Raw genomic sequence first — 14,644 nt, 5'->3', positions numbered from 1 at the left:
ATTTGTTCAGGTGATGATAGTCTCATCGGATTTTCTCCTTGACTACATGATTAGAGGATATCGCCATCAACATAAAACCATCGTCCTGCCTGGTACACAAAGCGACTGATTTCATGCAGACGATAAGCACGACCGCATACTTTATAGCGAGCTATAAATTCAACTATCGCATAATCCGGTGAGAGTTGTTCATGATGCTTCACTTCAAGATTGAGCCATTTTCTGTACGGTCCATCTGCCAACCTAAGTGAGGTTGGGCGGGTACTATGATACCAAGTCGCCAAAAGATAATCTTCACGACCAAGGGTATACGCAGTGTAGCGTGAACACATTAATACTTCTGCATTAGAAGCAATTTCGCCTTCATCGAGATAACGAGCGCAGCAGTCAATGTACTTTTTATTGCTGCCACAAGCACAGTGCACTATATTGATAACCATTTTAAGCCTGAAAGCTTCATTAATAAAATTATTCTATTTCTTATTAAACCTGATTTTGTCGGGCACTTTTTGCCGTATTCTTTATACTGTCTGCGCCTCGCTTTCGTGTCGTTTTTTTGATTAGGGAATGAAATAAGTAGGCAATATTAAATATTGTATAAATTAATTTATCTACACCCTAGAAAAAAGTACTCACTATTTTTAATTGATCCTGATTATCATAATGAGGTTTATCTCTTGAGGGTGGTCTATAATGACTCATCGTTTGCATCTTGACACATTTTGTGTCGTCTGTTTTTGCTAGATAGTGATGCTTCATAACTATAAAAAAGAAAATTATGCTGCCCAGTAATCGTATGGATGATACTTCACCTTGGTATCAAATAACTGTCGAGCAAAATATATCCTGCATCAAACTCACGGGCAGTTATACGCTGGCAGCATTAGATCAACAGCTACAGAAAGTGGGTGCCAAGCTTACTCATTTTGCAACGCAATCAGATCTCCACTGGGATCTGACGAGTATCCAGCAAATGGATCATGCGGGTGCCGTATTAATCTGGCGTGCTTGGAAAATGCATCGTCCAGCTAATTTATTGATACGACCTGAACATGAAAGATTGTTTGCTCACCTGGAAAAAGCACGTCCTGCACCTAAACCCGTACGCCGTGACATTCTCTGGCCCATCTTGACGCTGGGTAAACGTTATTTTTTATTTTGGGATCATTTGACTGGCATTATCACGTTATTGGGGCAGGTATTACTGAATCTTTTCTATCTCGTTAAACATCCTAATCAAATACCACTGCGAGAGATTTCTGCAAATTTATTCAGAACAGGGGCGCAAGCACTGAGTATAACCGCACTGGTGGGTTTCCTTATCGGAATTGTTCTGAGCTATCTTTCTTCTGAGCAACTCCATAGCTACGGCGCTGATACGTTTATTATCAATATCTTAGGGATGAGTATCGTTCGTGAGCTGGGCCCAATGCTAGCTGCAATATTAGTAGCTGGCCGTTCTGGTTCATCAATGACAGCGCAGCTTGGTGTGATGCGTGTTACAGAGGAATTGGATGCGCTGACCGTCATGGGTATCCCGCATAGCTTAAGGTTGGTTTTACCTAAAATCATTGGATTAGGCATCGCTATGCCGCTCGTTGTACTTTGGACCAGCGCGATTGCCCTGCTCGGAGGAATTCTGGCAGCTGATCTGCAAATAGGATTGAATTATAAATATGCATTAAGTAACTTACCCGATGCTGTTCCAGTTGCAAATTTATGGATAGGGATGGGCAAAGGGGTGGTCTGTGGCATGGCCATCGCCCTGATTGCTTGCCATTTTGGTTTGCGTATTAAACCGAATACTGAAAGCCTTGGCGAGGGTACGACCAATTCCGTAGTGACTTCCATCACAGCAGTTATCCTCATTGATGCGATATTTGCGGTAATTTTCTCGAATGTAGGTCTTAAGATTAGGAGCTAATGATTAATAATGATCCTATTATAGAGCTACAAGGCTTGTATACACGCTTTGGTAGTCATGTCATCCATAAAAACATTAACTTAAAGATATATCAGGGAGAAATATTGTCATTGGTTGGGGGCTCGGGGAGTGGTAAAACCACCTTGCTGCGCCAGATGTTAAGCCTGGAAGTTCCCGCGCAAGGGAGTGTTAAGATTCTTGGGCACTCCACATATGATTGTGACCTTGAATTATTGAGAAGCTTACGTAATCGCTCAGGCGTTTTGTTTCAGCAAGGTGCACTTTTTAGTGCGCTGAATGTATATGACAATATTGCACTGCCGATGCGCGAGTTACACTGTATGACTGAAGAAATGATTCGCGACTTAGTCATGTTAAAACTTGATATGGTTGAAGTAGAAGCGCAGCATGCTAACAAAATGCCAGCAGAACTCTCAGGGGGTATGATCAAACGTGTTGCATTAGCACGAGCACTTGCATTGGATCCCGAAGTGCTGTTTTTGGATGAGCCTACAGCGGGTCTGGATCCGCCATTAAGCGAGAGTTTTGTCAAACTCATTCAAACATTACGCAAGGAACTTACATTGACGATCATCATGGTCACGCATGACCTGGATACGTTGGCCGCGCTGTCCACGCGTGTCGCAGTACTGGCTGATCAGAGCCTTGTTGCAGTAGGTGAATTGGCCGACATCATAAAAATTGATCACCCTTTTATCAAGGAATTCTTTCTTGGGGAGCGTGGTCGGAATGTATTACGAAATGTATTAACGCTCCCTTAAGCAGGGCATCAGCAAAATATAAAAAGGTATCAGGTAAATCGCTCGTGTGAATTTTTAAATACTATAAGCTATTCATTCAAGGAAATATTTCATGTCTTCTGACACATTGACACTTGCCCAGATGCTGATTGGCCGTCGCTCACTTACACCAAATGACGATGGCTGCCAGGAAATATTAATCAGTCGGCTGAAACAAATCGGGTTTAACATTGAAAGCCTGCGTTATGGCGAAGTTGACAATTTATGGGCGCGCCGGGGCGATGTTCAGCCAGTTGTCTGCTTTGCAGGCCATACCGATGTCGTGCCAACTGGCCCATTGACTCAATGGGAAAGTGATCCGTTTATACCTACTGTTCGAGACAATAAACTGTATGGGCGCGGAGCAGCGGATATGAAGTCTTCTCTGGCCGCTTTTGTGACCGCCATAGAACGTTTTGTCTCTACCCATCCCAATCATAAGGGATCCATTGCATTATTGATCACCTCAGATGAAGAGGGCGTTGCCGTAGAGGGCACGGTCAAGGTGGTTGAAGTGCTGAAAGCGCGCAGTGAGTTGATAGATTATTGCATTGTCGGTGAACCGACTTGTACGGATAAACTGGGCGATACCATCAAGAATGGGCGACGTGGCTCGCTATCGGGAAATTTGATTATCAAAGGAATACAAGGTCATATTGCTTATCCCCATCTTGCCAAAAATCCTATTCATCTGGCTGCACCTGCTATCGCGGAACTGGCCCGGACCGAATGGGATCAAGGCAATGAATATTTTCCACCTACGACATGGCATATCTCCAATATCCATGGTGGGACAGGGGCTACCAACGTTATCCCGGGCGAAGTGAGCCTGTTATTTAATTTCCGCTTCTCAACCGCGAGCACGGTTGAGTCACTTAAGCAGCGGGTTCATGAAATTCTTGATCGGCATGGTCTGACTTATGATTTAGCATGGGAGCTTTCCGGCAAACCTTATCTCACCCCAAAAGGAAAATTAGCTGACGCACTCAGCGCAGCGATTAAAAGTGTCACAGCAATTGAACCCGAGCTCTCCACTACTGGCGGCACTTCCGACGGCCGTTTTATCGCTGGCATTTGTCCTCAAGTAGTCGAGTTTGGGCCGCGCAATGCCACTATTCATAAACTCAACGAGTATGTGGAGATAGAAGATATAGAGCGATTATCGGAGATTTACCGGTTAACGTTGGAGCGATTATTGCAATAATTGTACTGTCTGGGAGTGAATAATTATAGATGATAAGACGTTGCTCATTCATGGTTTTCTTGGCAACTTATTCTATCGCGCCCATCTCCAGTGCCAGATTGCGTGATTGTTCAGTTTCTTCTTCAGTGGGCTCTGAACCCAGCCAGCCTTGCAGATGAGTGTAAGTCATCTCGCTCAACGCTTTGATCCAATCATGGTGCTCATTGAGGCAGGGGATGAAATGAAATTCCTGTCCCCCAGCTTCAATGAATGTTTTTTTTCCTTCAATGGCGATTTCTTCCAGTGTCTCCAGGCAATCTGAAACAAAACCGGGACAAACAACATCCACGCGTTGCGTTTTTAACTTGCCTAATTCCTTGAGAGTCACAGCAGTATAGGGTGTTAGCCATTTTGCATTACCGAAGCGCGACTGGAAACATACTTGATATTGCTCTGTATAGAGTTCCAGCGCTTTTGCCAGTAACCTGCCTGTTTTCTGACATTCACAGTGATAAGGATCCCCTTTGTCTAGCGTTTTTCGCGGTACGCCATGAAAACTAAGGATAAGCTTGTCGGGTTTACCATGCTCAGCCCAATAATCACGAATATTTTGTGCGAGTGCAGCAATATAGCCCGGATGATCATGAAAATGCTTGACGGTGCGAACAGCCGGAATATTGCGCATCTTTTTCAGCTCCGAAAAAAGATTATCCATGGCTGAGCCGCTGCTGCTGGAAGCATATTGTGGAAAAAGTGGGAAGACCAGGATGCGGTCACAACCGCGCTCTTTCATATGTTGTAATACCTGCGCGATAGACGGATTACCGATGTTCATGGCATATTCAACGATAGGAGCGGGTTTAATGCGCTCTTCCAGAGCGCGTGCTAATAGCCTGGCTTGCTGCTCAGTATGAATTTTTAACGGAGACCCTTCCGGCATCCAGATTTGCGCATATTTTTCAGCTGATTTTCTTGGGCGCGTATTAAGAATAATGCCATGTAATATCAACCACCAGATCCAACGAGGAATTTCGATGACTCTTGAATTACTGAGAAACTGTTTCAGATAAGGTCTCAGCGCTTTTGCAGTCGGTGCGTCAGGTGTTCCCAAATTAATCAGCAACACCCCAATTTTACTTAAGGTCCCGTGTTGGTAGGGCGGTTCAGGTAACATGGATTTATTTAGTTTTATTTCTGCTTAAACAGGTAAGACACATAAATAATACTGTCAATTTTGTGATAGCCCACTTGTGAGCAATCTGGCGGTAATATTCACGATCGGGATAACACGCTCGTAAGCCATGCGCCTCGGACCAATAACGCCGACAGTACCCACCACTTTCCCTTCAATTTCGTAAGGGGCCGTCACTACACTGACTTCATCCAATGCAGCGACATCTGATTCTCCGCCGATGAAAATTTTTACACCATGAGCTTGGCGGCTCAGTTCCATGAGCTGTAGCAATTTAGTTTTACGCTCAAATAACTCAAAAAGCTTTTTTAAACTAGTCAAGTTGCCAGAGAGATCCTTAACATCGAGCAGTTTATGCTCGCCTGCTAATACAACTGCTTCACTGCTTTCACGAATGACATCGCTACTGATTTCAATGGCTGTACTCATGAGACTTGTCATATCGTAGCGCAATTGCTTTAGCTCTAACTGTAGGCGGCTGCGAATTTCTTCCAGTGCGCAGCCTGCATAATGCTGATTGAGAAAATTGCTTGCTTCGATCAAGTCTGATTGATTATAAGAAGTTTCAGTAAAAATGATCCGGTTCTGCACGTCGCCTTCTGGCGTCACCATAATCAGCAGAATACGCTTTTCAGACAATGCCATAAACTCGATATAACGAAATACGGCGCCACCTGACCGTTTGGGCGTAACCACTATTCCTGCAAATCGGGTTAATTCAGAGAGCATTTGTGATGCCACATTGATAAGTCTTGACGGGTTATCGGGATGCATCTGGTTTTCCAGGAGAGACATCTCTTTAATATCTAATGATTGGACAACCAACAAGCTATCAACGAAAAAACGGTAACCTTTAGCGGTAGGTATCCTGCCGGCTGAAGTATGGGGGCTGGCAACATAACCCATTTCCTCAAGATCAACCATGACATTGCGGATAGTAGCAGGACTGAGATCTAATCCAGAGAATTTAGAAAGCGAACGTGACCCTACCGGTTCGCCTTCATGAATATAGCGTTCCACAAGTGTCTTCAGTAAGGTTTTGGCACGTTCGTTAAGCATGTATTTATTCTACACGATACAGCTTTGCTAGAGAGTATATTCTGGAAGAAAAATCCAGCTTTCTTTAGCAGAGTGTTATTTCAGCAATAATCTTTTACCTTTCAGATACGCTGCGTTAATATGCGAAATATTTTCTGAAGACATTGGATATCTCAAATATAAATTTGTTTCCATGAGCGCATTTTTCAATAAAATTGCATTAATCGGTAAGCATAAGAATCCAGAAATCCTGGCACCGCTATTGAGTCTGGCAGAGTATTTAATCAGTCGGAATTTTGAAGTAGTCCTTGATCAATTGACTGCCTCACATCTTGGCAAAATTGATTACCCAGTGCTGACATTGGAAGAGATTGGTGCACAGGCTGACCTTGCCGTCGTATTAGGGGGAGACGGCACCATGCTTAACATTGCGAGGATTCTTGCCCCATTTAATGTGCCATTGGTCGGGGTTAATCAAGGAAGGCTCGGTTTTCTGACTGATTTGACAGTGGACACCATGAGGGAAACGCTTAGTGCCATGCTGGATGGGCAGTTTGTTATCGAAAAGCGCATGCTGTTATCTGCAGAAGTATTGCGCAATGAGGTCAGTGTGTTCAGAGCGTTAGCATTTAATGATGTGGTGGTGCATCGGGGTATCAGCACCGGTATGGTTGAATTTGAAGTACGCATCAATGGTGAATATGTCTATTCATTACGCTCTGATGGCTTGATTGTAGCCACTCCCACGGGATCAACAGCCTATGCGCTCTCTTCAGGCGGGCCTATTTTACATCCCTGCCTTGATTTGATTGAATTAGTCCCAATATGTCCCCATACTTTGAGTAATCGTCCTATCGTGGTCGAGCCGGATGCCATGATCGAAATCAAGGTGCTTTATACCACTGAAACTAAAATATACTCCGATAGTCATTCCTGGTTTGATCTGGGTGAGCATGACAGGATTATCGTGCGATGCTTCTCCGAGAGAGTCAAATTGTTACATGCGGTCAATCATAGTTATTACCGTATGCTAAGAGAAAAGCTGGGCTGGAGTGAAATTCCTCAAAAAAATCAATTATAATTGATTGGCATGCTAATTCATTTAACGATTCGTGATTTTGTGATTGTTGATTTGGCTGAACTGACGTTTAAACCAGGCTTTACAGTTTTGACTGGTGAAACAGGCGCAGGAAAATCCATTCTAATTGATGCCTTGATGCTTGCACTGGGAGGACGTGGTGAGGTGAGTCAGATTCGGCATGGCCGTGAACGTGCAGAAATCATTGCTGAATTTGATATTGACAATCATTTGAGTCTGCAGGCATGGTTGCGAGAAAATGATCTCCAGGCGGATGCTGATATTTGCATACTTCGCCGTATCATCGACACTCATGGGCGATCACGCAGTTATATCAATGGTAATGCCGTAACCTTACAGCAGCTTCGTATCGTTGGTAATCAATTAGTGGATATTCATGGGCAGCATGCACATCAATCTTTGTTACGCAGTGATACTCAGCGTGACTTACTTGATGGCTATGCTGGCAATAGTGAGTTAGTCAAAGAGGTCGCAGCAGCTTTTCAACATTGGCAACAATTACATCAGCAACACCTTAAATGGGAGCAGAATGCGGTTCTATTTTTACAGGAGCGCGAGCAGCTGGAATGGCAGCTGCAGGAATTTTCTGCACTGAATTTTTCGATAGAGGAGTGGCACACATTACAGGCTGATCATAATCGCTTGTCGCATACAGCAAATTTGTTAGAAGCGGTCGAATCCAGTTTGGAGATATTATCTGAAAATGAATCTGCTGCGCTGGAACAGCTGCATACTGTGCTCACTCGCCTGCGTCATTCGCTCGATTATGATAGTGATCTTAAGTCTCCTTATAATTTAGTGGAAACTGCCCAGGTTCAGTTACAGGAAGCAGTATACGAATTGAAACATTATCAACAGCGACTTAATCTTGATCCGCAAAGTTTACGTATGACCGAAGAGAGAATGGCAGCCATTCATGCCTTAGCTAGAAAATATCGCCTTTCGCCAGAGGAGATACCTGATTTATTGCAGAGAACAATGCAACGCCTGCAGGAACTGAGGCGTAATACTGATGGGGACAGCCTGGGTGAAGCCGTTTCATCGGCAAAGAAAGCCTATGAAGAACTTGCCCAGACACTTGGCATCGCACGACGCAAAGCGGCTGAAACATTGGCACATCAGGTCACTGAAGCGATGCAAACGCTGGCAATGGCAGGAGGTGGTTTTGATATCACGCTGGTACCTTATAATCAAGGTAGTGCGCATGGGCTTGAGCAGATTGAATTTCAAGTTTCCCCACATAAAGGGATACCGCCACGCCCGCTCGCAAGAGTTGCGTCAGGGGGCGAATTATCACGTATCAGTCTAGCGATCCAAGTCATTACGAGTCAGGTAGGGGCAGCGCCAACCCTGATATTTGATGAGGTAGATGTAGGAATCGGGGGGCGGGTGGCTGAAATTGTCGGCACACTTCTTAAGCAGTTAGGCAAAACGCGCCAGGTACTCTGTATTACCCATTTAGCTCAGGTAGCCTCAATGGGAGATCAGCATTGGCAGGTGGTCAAAGTGCCTGGGTTGCTTGCAGACAATCCGGTGTCTAGCGCTATCCGCTCACTGGATGAGCAGGAGCGGGTAGAGGAAATAGCGCGTATGCTTGGGGGAGTGAATATTACTGCCACGACCCGCCAGCATGCTGCAGAAATGTTACAGCAAAATAAGCAGTTGTCTTAAGAAATCATGCTAATTTAGCCAGTTAGCGTTATTGCTGCGCTATAGCTATGTTCTTGGCGCTGCGGATTAAAATCTCATCATCTTTGGCAATTCCATCTCTAAATCAAACATAATGCGAAGGCGAGCCGCAGACAGTATAAAAATAAAACAGTAAGTTGAAGCCGACAAAGTCAGGTTTGATTTGGAAATGGAATAACGAAAAACAGAGCGGGATCTAAGTATAGCTCGATCCGCTCTGCATATTTTAGAAAATAAACCCCACCTTGCTCCATATTAAGTGGGGCGCCAATTATTTAAATTAACTGGCTTTCATAATTTGCGATAACAGACAGTATGGTTTCTCTCGCATCAATTGCTTTATCCACCTTATTCTGATTAATGGCTTCTTTTAAATCCTGCAGCGCGTTTTCCATTTTTACGCGTTCTAATGAGCCTAAACGTAATGCTAAATCTGGAAGGAATATATTGGCATACAGAGATAATCTTTCAGCTGCCAGCGTAGCTTGATTCTTGTCAGCCTGAAATGTTGATTCAATCTCTCTTAAGTTATTTTTAACTTGACCCATTATTCCTTTGCTGATTTCGCTTACGATTTCGTTTGCGGATACATTAGCCAAATCTCCGGTCAATTGAGATTTAATACGAGTACTACCACTCGGATTGGTTTGTGAAATAAACTCTTCCACAATGCGATAAAAGTATTCGCCCTCAATCTGTTTTTCTCTTGCTTCATTAATATCTCTATCTCTTTCTGAAATAATGCCTTCCACTTCACGCAGCACTCCAATTAAGAAACTTCTGACTAGTGGGACGACGATATTTTCACGTGCGAGGGCAAGATTTGTTTTATCCTCTGCGCTGTTTTTAACCAATGCTTCTTTCCCATTGATAAATGCTAATGTTATTTGATCATCCAGATCAGGGTTACTGCCTGATTCGATGGCCAGTTTATCAGCTGTGAGTACCTTGTTTTCTCTGCCTGCCGTGCCAATAATTGCGAGAAAGGCAGCATAGGCCCGATCCCACTCAAGTTCCAGCGCATCGGTTGGCAGGCTATCAAAAGCGTCCAGCGTTAACGTTATGCGGTTATAGACAGTTAATGCAAAAACGCGTTGTAAAGTTTTATCAATGGCTTGCGCAGCTAATGCAGTCTCATTTCCGCTTCTGATAACTTCTATGGCATTTAATATGTCGTTATTCATCGACAATCCATAGATGCCGTCTACTATTTGCGTTAGTTGCTGTAAGTCTCCTTCATATTCAGCAGCAATGGCATCGGCGTTCATGGGCGTTTGATTACGTAATTCACCAATAGCTTGATAGGATGAAACGGCGCCATCAATGATCAAACTTGTATCATTTGTTTTATTAAATTTAGTAAGCTTAAGTTGATTCTCATAGTTGGTGAGAATCGTGGAAATGGCTTGACGTGCTTCTGCTGATTTTGGCTCGCTGTTTTCACTGCTTGCAATTTGCAGATTATTTAATGCATTTTCAAAATTGCTACGTACATCTGCGCCTAGACGTAGCTCCAGATCCGGCAAAAGGATATTAGCAAAATAAAGCGTACCTGCGGCTTCTGCCATCGCCTGGGCGCGATCTCTGCCAATACTGTCTTCTTGGCCTTTCATTTCAGCTTTTACTCGGCCAATAAATCCTTTATTTAACTCGCTTACCATCTCATCTGCTGTAATTTCGGAAGGATTGCCTGTCAGCCGAGCTTTTATAAACATGTTACCTACTGGATTATCCCGCGCAACAAGTGATTCAATAATACGATAGAAAATTTCGCCTTCTTTCTGTTCAATGGCTGTCGTTTCCGGATCTCTGTCTCTGTTATTAAGAACACCTGCCACTTCACGTAAAACTGAATTGTAATAGGCGCGCGCTAATGACATTCTGGTCGCGTAGCGCTCAATGCCAAAGTTAGCAAAGTCTTCGTCCGGGTTATTTTTATTTAATGTATTTCTAATCCTTTCAAAAGATTCATTTATAGCAATATCCAATCCTGAATTGGTGCCTTCTACTAAAGACTGTCTATCGGTAGTAAGAACATGATTCGGTCTTGCTGCAGTTGAGCTAAGCGCTTGAGCCGATACGAGCGCTTCATCTGTCATTTGATTTAGTGCAGTAGGTGTTGCCTCTTTAAATTGCTCTCGTATAGTTGCAATACGATTAAACACTGTTTGGTAAAAAACTCGTTGTAACGTCTTGTCAATGACCTGACCGGCCAGCTTTTGATCATTATTTTTTTTGATATCCTCAATTGCACTCAAGATATCACTATCCAGGCTCAATTGGTTGGTAGTATCGACTTCCTGCGTAAGCGTTTGTAATGCGCCTGCATAAGCGCTTGCAATAGCATCTGCGTTAATAGGTGTTTCTCTTCGTAAGGTACCAATCGTCTTGAAGGCAGCAGCTGCCGCTTCAATCGCCTCTTTATTAGAGGTGGTTGCGGCATGCACTGTTGCGCTTACGTATAGCATCAGGAAACTGCTTAATATGATTATGAATCTTGGAATCAGCTTCATGTAAACCTCCTTTTAAAAAATGAAAAACTTAATAATAATACGAATAATAACTATTATTACTTATATTGAAAAATATAGTTTTAAATTCGTATACTCCTAAAAGCTAATAGCAATTATTGCAGATACTTAGCTAAAAATTAGCAATCAAAGCTGCACGAACTGCAATAGGGGAACCGGGCATGATATTGTTGTTATTCTGAACAGATGCAAAATAATTGACATCAAATAAATTTTCGATATTGAGTTGCGCGCGTACTTGTTTACTTAATCGAGCAAATAATGCTGCATCGACGCGTGTAAAATCTGGAATAACCACTGTATTATCAGTTGAAGCAAACATGTTACTACGATAAATTACGCCTACTGCTGCACCGAATCTGGGAATGAAATCGTATCGACTCCAAATGGAAAAAGTATTGTGTGGAAGCTCAGCAACTGTGTTTCCTTTCGGTGCTCCGGCCTGCTCGCTAGTGATTTCTCCATCTTGATAAGCATAACCGCCCATCACACTCCAATTAGGGGTAAGCTGACCATTTACGCCTACTTCGACACCTTCAGTACGCTGCCCTTTAGTTAAAAATGATCGTGATGAATCATTGGGGTCAATCGTGATAACATTGGTTCGATCGATGCGATATGCTGCTGCCGTTAACGAAAGATCAGGACGAATATCCCATTTTATCCCTGCTTCATAATTCGTAAATTTTTCTGGTTTAAGAACCTCAGTGGTAACAGTCAACGAGGTTAGTTGCTCTCCTGCTCGTGGTACGTATGCCCGACTAAAGCTCGCATAAATGGAAAAAGGTTCAATCGGTTTATAGATCAGGCCAAACCTTGGTGACAATAAGCCATCCTTGGTTTCTAAATGATCTTGATTGCCATTTCTATCGCGAAAATCAGTTTCAAATAAATCATAGCGCACACCGACTATTGCCTGGAGCTGGGGGATGAATTCAATCTGATCTTGAAAGTAAAATGATGTGATATTAACTTTACTGTGATTATTTGCATCAACATCTCTATTGACAAATGTAATAGGGTCATTTGTAATGGGGTTGCTGACCGGAATACGCAAAATGGTTTGTCTGGGATTATTGTTGAAAAATGCTTCTTTCCGCAAATTATCAGTGATCTGTTGTCCTACTTCGATACCCGCCAGCAGCGTATGTGCCACAGGCCCTGTTTCAAGCGAATACAGGAAATCTGTTTGATTGAAAACATTCTTACGGTCAGTTGCATCGCTATAAGCGTCAATAGATACTAAACCATTAAAAACTTGGCTAGCGGGAAATATATTCTGGTAAAACTTATCGAATTGAGCGTAATTGGTTCGATTACGGAGGGTTACTCCAAAATCGAATTTATGCTCGATCAACGAATTAAAAGATAAAACATCAACTCTGGAATCACTTCGCCTTGGATCTCCAAAAAATTGTGAACTTTTAACATCAAACGGGCGGCCTTGGAAGGAAGGAATCCCACGATCAGCGGTGCGGTCGTCATAGTATCGTTCCATGTTTACAACAACTTTAGTGCGATCAGTAGGTTTGAAAGTCACTGTCGGAGAAATACCTAGCCGAGTTGAATCCACTCCATCTCGAAAACTTCCTGCGTCTTCAAATAGACCATTCACCCGTAAAGCAATTTGATCATGAATTGGCTGATTGATATCGGCGGTCATTCTTTTTAGACCATAAGAACCTCCCTGGAAAAAGAATTCTCGAATGGGTTCCCAGCCTGCTTGCTTTGTTACGCGGTTGATGACCCCACCCGAACCACCACGACCAAAAATCATTCCATTGGGTCCTTTCAATACTTCAATTCGTTCGATGTTATAGAGATCACGAAGATATTGAACATCATCGCGTATACCATCGACAAAAAAGTCGCCAGTTGAGCGATTGCCCCGAAATATTACGGCATCGCGATTTCCCTCACCTTGCGATACTCCGACACCCGGTACATAGCGCACAGCATCGGCTATACTTCGTATTGATTGATCTTTAATGGCACTTTCTGTAACGACAGAAATTGATTGAGGCACATCGCGTAGCAGAGTGTTAGTCTTGGTTGCTGTGGTGCTGCTGGTAGCCATATAACGACTTGTTTCGCGACCGGCTGTTATCTTGATCGAGGGGAGGGTAGTAACAACTGGACTGAGCGCAGACTCGGTGGATAATTTGATTATGGTAAAACCTTCTGGATGCGATATTGGCTGCAAGTCAGTACCTTTAAGTAATTGAGCTAATGCTGCGGAGATTTCATAATTACCTGCCAAACCCTGTGTGGTCTTGCCTTGTATAACAGCATCATCAAAAAAGATTTTTACTCCTGATTGACTTGAAAATTGACTGAGTGCCTTTTCCAGAGAACCAGCTGGAATGTTATAGGAGCGGGTGACAGGCTTTGTAATTTCTGCCGATTCAGCAAAAACAATACCAGGTAAAAAAATAGTAATAAATATTGAAAATAATAATGTCGTATATACATAAAAGCGATTAAATCGTGTGCTCTTATATCCGCTATATTCGCTTCGCGCTAGCAATAAAATATCGCTCCATTCCTGTTGAGTAATAAAGCTTTTAAAACTGGAGGTGTACATTATTATTTTTAATACGATAAATCAAAATTGAAGATCGATTTGCACGGGAAGCAGAGAGAATATTCGACAAGAGCTTGCTAGTCAAATTACTGGAAATTGAATGCCAGCAATAGAGCAAATTTACATTTAACTTTGTAGCCAGTTCTGAATACCAGCCTTTTGCATCACATCTAATTGTGTTTCTAACCAATCGATATGTTCTTCAGTATCTTCAAGAATATGTTCAAAAAATTCCCGGGAAACATAATCCTGAACTGTTTCACAGGCAGCAATCGCAGCAAGTAGCGTTTGTCATGAGGTATTTTCCAGAGTGAGATCACACGTCACGCATTCCTGGAGTGATTTACCAATCAAGAGCTTCTCCAGTTCCTGTAAATTGGGTAATCCATCCAGAAATAAAAAACGCTCAATGAGTTTGTCAGCGTGTTTCATATCCTCGATCTATTCGTTATATTCATGCTCGCCGAGTTGGTTAAATCACCAGTTTTTGTACATCCGGGCATGAATAAATTACTGATTAATCGCGGTTAACTGATGCAATAACTGATGATTTAACCAATTAATAATCTCAGCGTTCCCTTCCATAGTTGTCTTCTTGGACGGT

At 42.9% G+C, this 14,644-nt stretch carries 10 protein-coding genes and 1 pseudogene; 5 read left to right on the top strand and 6 right to left on the bottom strand.

Going from position 1 to position 14,644, the window contains the following annotated elements:
• Positions 1–50: 50 nt before the first annotated feature.
• The gene (locus AAW31_RS02445) at positions 51–440 is read right to left on the bottom strand and encodes a YchJ family protein (protein ID WP_046849016.1); all 390 of its coding nucleotides are present in this window, start codon (positions 438–440) and stop codon (positions 51–53) included.
• 338 nt (positions 441–778) lie between these two features.
• On the opposite strand from AAW31_RS02445, the gene AAW31_RS02440 reads away from it, so the two are divergent.
• The 3 genes from AAW31_RS02440 (at position 779) to dapE (ending at position 3,928) form a co-directional block, all read left to right on the top strand.
• Positions 779–1,924 carry an MlaE family ABC transporter permease gene (locus AAW31_RS02440; RefSeq protein ID WP_200899692.1) on the top strand — a complete coding sequence of 382 codons (1,146 nt, stop codon included), beginning with the start codon at positions 779–781 and terminating at the stop codon, positions 1,922–1,924.
• Positions 1,924–2,706, top strand: a complete 783-nt coding sequence (locus AAW31_RS02435; protein WP_046849015.1) for an ABC transporter ATP-binding protein — start codon at positions 1,924–1,926, stop codon at positions 2,704–2,706. The genes AAW31_RS02440 and AAW31_RS02435 overlap by 1 nt, the downstream gene beginning before the upstream one ends.
• A 91-nt stretch (positions 2,707–2,797) precedes the next feature.
• Entirely contained in the window at positions 2,798–3,928 is a 1,131-nt protein-coding gene (dapE, locus tag AAW31_RS02430; RefSeq protein WP_046849014.1) for a succinyl-diaminopimelate desuccinylase, read from the top strand.
• Positions 3,929–3,995: 67 nt separating this feature from the next.
• On the opposite strand, the gene hemH is transcribed toward dapE, so the two are convergent.
• A complete protein-coding gene (hemH, locus tag AAW31_RS02425; protein WP_046849013.1) occupies positions 3,996–5,081 on the bottom strand; it encodes a ferrochelatase in 1,086 nt (361 codons plus the stop codon).
• Between the two features lie 54 nt (positions 5,082–5,135).
• Positions 5,136–6,158: a heat-inducible transcriptional repressor HrcA gene (hrcA, locus tag AAW31_RS02420; protein WP_046849012.1), complete on the bottom strand. Its 1,023-nt coding sequence runs from the start codon at positions 6,156–6,158 to the stop codon at positions 5,136–5,138.
• A 172-nt stretch (positions 6,159–6,330) separates the two neighbouring features.
• On the opposite strand from hrcA, the gene AAW31_RS02415 reads away from it, so the two are divergent.
• Entirely contained in the window at positions 6,331–7,218 is an 888-nt protein-coding gene (locus tag AAW31_RS02415) for an NAD kinase (RefSeq protein WP_046849011.1), read from the top strand.
• Positions 7,219–7,227: 9 nt separating this feature from the next.
• Positions 7,228–8,907, top strand: coding sequence for a DNA repair protein RecN (gene recN / locus AAW31_RS02410; RefSeq protein ID WP_046851442.1), 1,680 nt, complete (start codon positions 7,228–7,230; stop codon positions 8,905–8,907).
• 293 nt (positions 8,908–9,200) lie between these two features.
• Here recN and AAW31_RS02405 read toward each other — a convergent pair whose 3' ends face one another.
• From AAW31_RS02405 to bfr, 3 genes and pseudogenes are all read right to left on the bottom strand, one after another.
• Positions 9,201–11,183, bottom strand: coding sequence for a hypothetical protein (locus tag AAW31_RS02405; RefSeq protein ID WP_235264474.1), 1,983 nt, complete (start codon positions 11,181–11,183; stop codon positions 9,201–9,203).
• Between the two features lie 385 nt (positions 11,184–11,568).
• The gene (locus tag AAW31_RS02400; RefSeq protein WP_082110318.1) at positions 11,569–14,040 is read right to left on the bottom strand and encodes a TonB-dependent siderophore receptor; all 2,472 of its coding nucleotides are present in this window, start codon (positions 14,038–14,040) and stop codon (positions 11,569–11,571) included.
• A 126-nt stretch (positions 14,041–14,166) separates the two neighbouring features.
• Positions 14,167–14,625 (bottom strand): annotated as a pseudogene (bfr, locus tag AAW31_RS02395) (bacterioferritin).
• Positions 14,626–14,644: the final 19 nt, after the last annotated feature.

Source organism: Nitrosomonas communis (genome assembly GCF_001007935.1).
GTDB classification, from domain to species: domain Bacteria; phylum Pseudomonadota; class Gammaproteobacteria; order Burkholderiales; family Nitrosomonadaceae; genus Nitrosomonas; species Nitrosomonas communis.
Note: the sequence above shows the minus strand (reverse complement) of the source record. Positions and strands in the feature narration are given on the sequence as shown.

Excerpts from the sequence above, each read along its gene's own strand:
- AAW31_RS02445 (WP_046849016.1), bottom strand. The coding sequence starts at position 440 with ATGGTTATCAATATAGTGCACTGTGCTTGTGGCAGCAATAAAAAGTAC.
- AAW31_RS02440 (WP_200899692.1), top strand. The coding sequence starts at position 779 with ATGCTGCCCAGTAATCGTATGGATGATACTTCACCTTGGTATCAAATA.
- AAW31_RS02435 (WP_046849015.1), top strand. The coding sequence starts at position 1,924 with ATGATTAATAATGATCCTATTATAGAGCTACAAGGCTTGTATACACGC.
- dapE (WP_046849014.1), top strand. The coding sequence starts at position 2,798 with ATGTCTTCTGACACATTGACACTTGCCCAGATGCTGATTGGCCGTCGC.
- hemH (WP_046849013.1), bottom strand. The coding sequence starts at position 5,081 with ATGTTACCTGAACCGCCCTACCAACACGGGACCTTAAGTAAAATTGGG.
- hrcA (WP_046849012.1), bottom strand. The coding sequence starts at position 6,158 with ATGCTTAACGAACGTGCCAAAACCTTACTGAAGACACTTGTGGAACGC.
- AAW31_RS02415 (WP_046849011.1), top strand. The coding sequence starts at position 6,331 with ATGAGCGCATTTTTCAATAAAATTGCATTAATCGGTAAGCATAAGAAT.
- recN (WP_046851442.1), top strand. The coding sequence starts at position 7,228 with ATGCTAATTCATTTAACGATTCGTGATTTTGTGATTGTTGATTTGGCT.
- AAW31_RS02400 (WP_082110318.1), bottom strand. The coding sequence starts at position 14,040 with ATGTACACCTCCAGTTTTAAAAGCTTTATTACTCAACAGGAATGGAGC.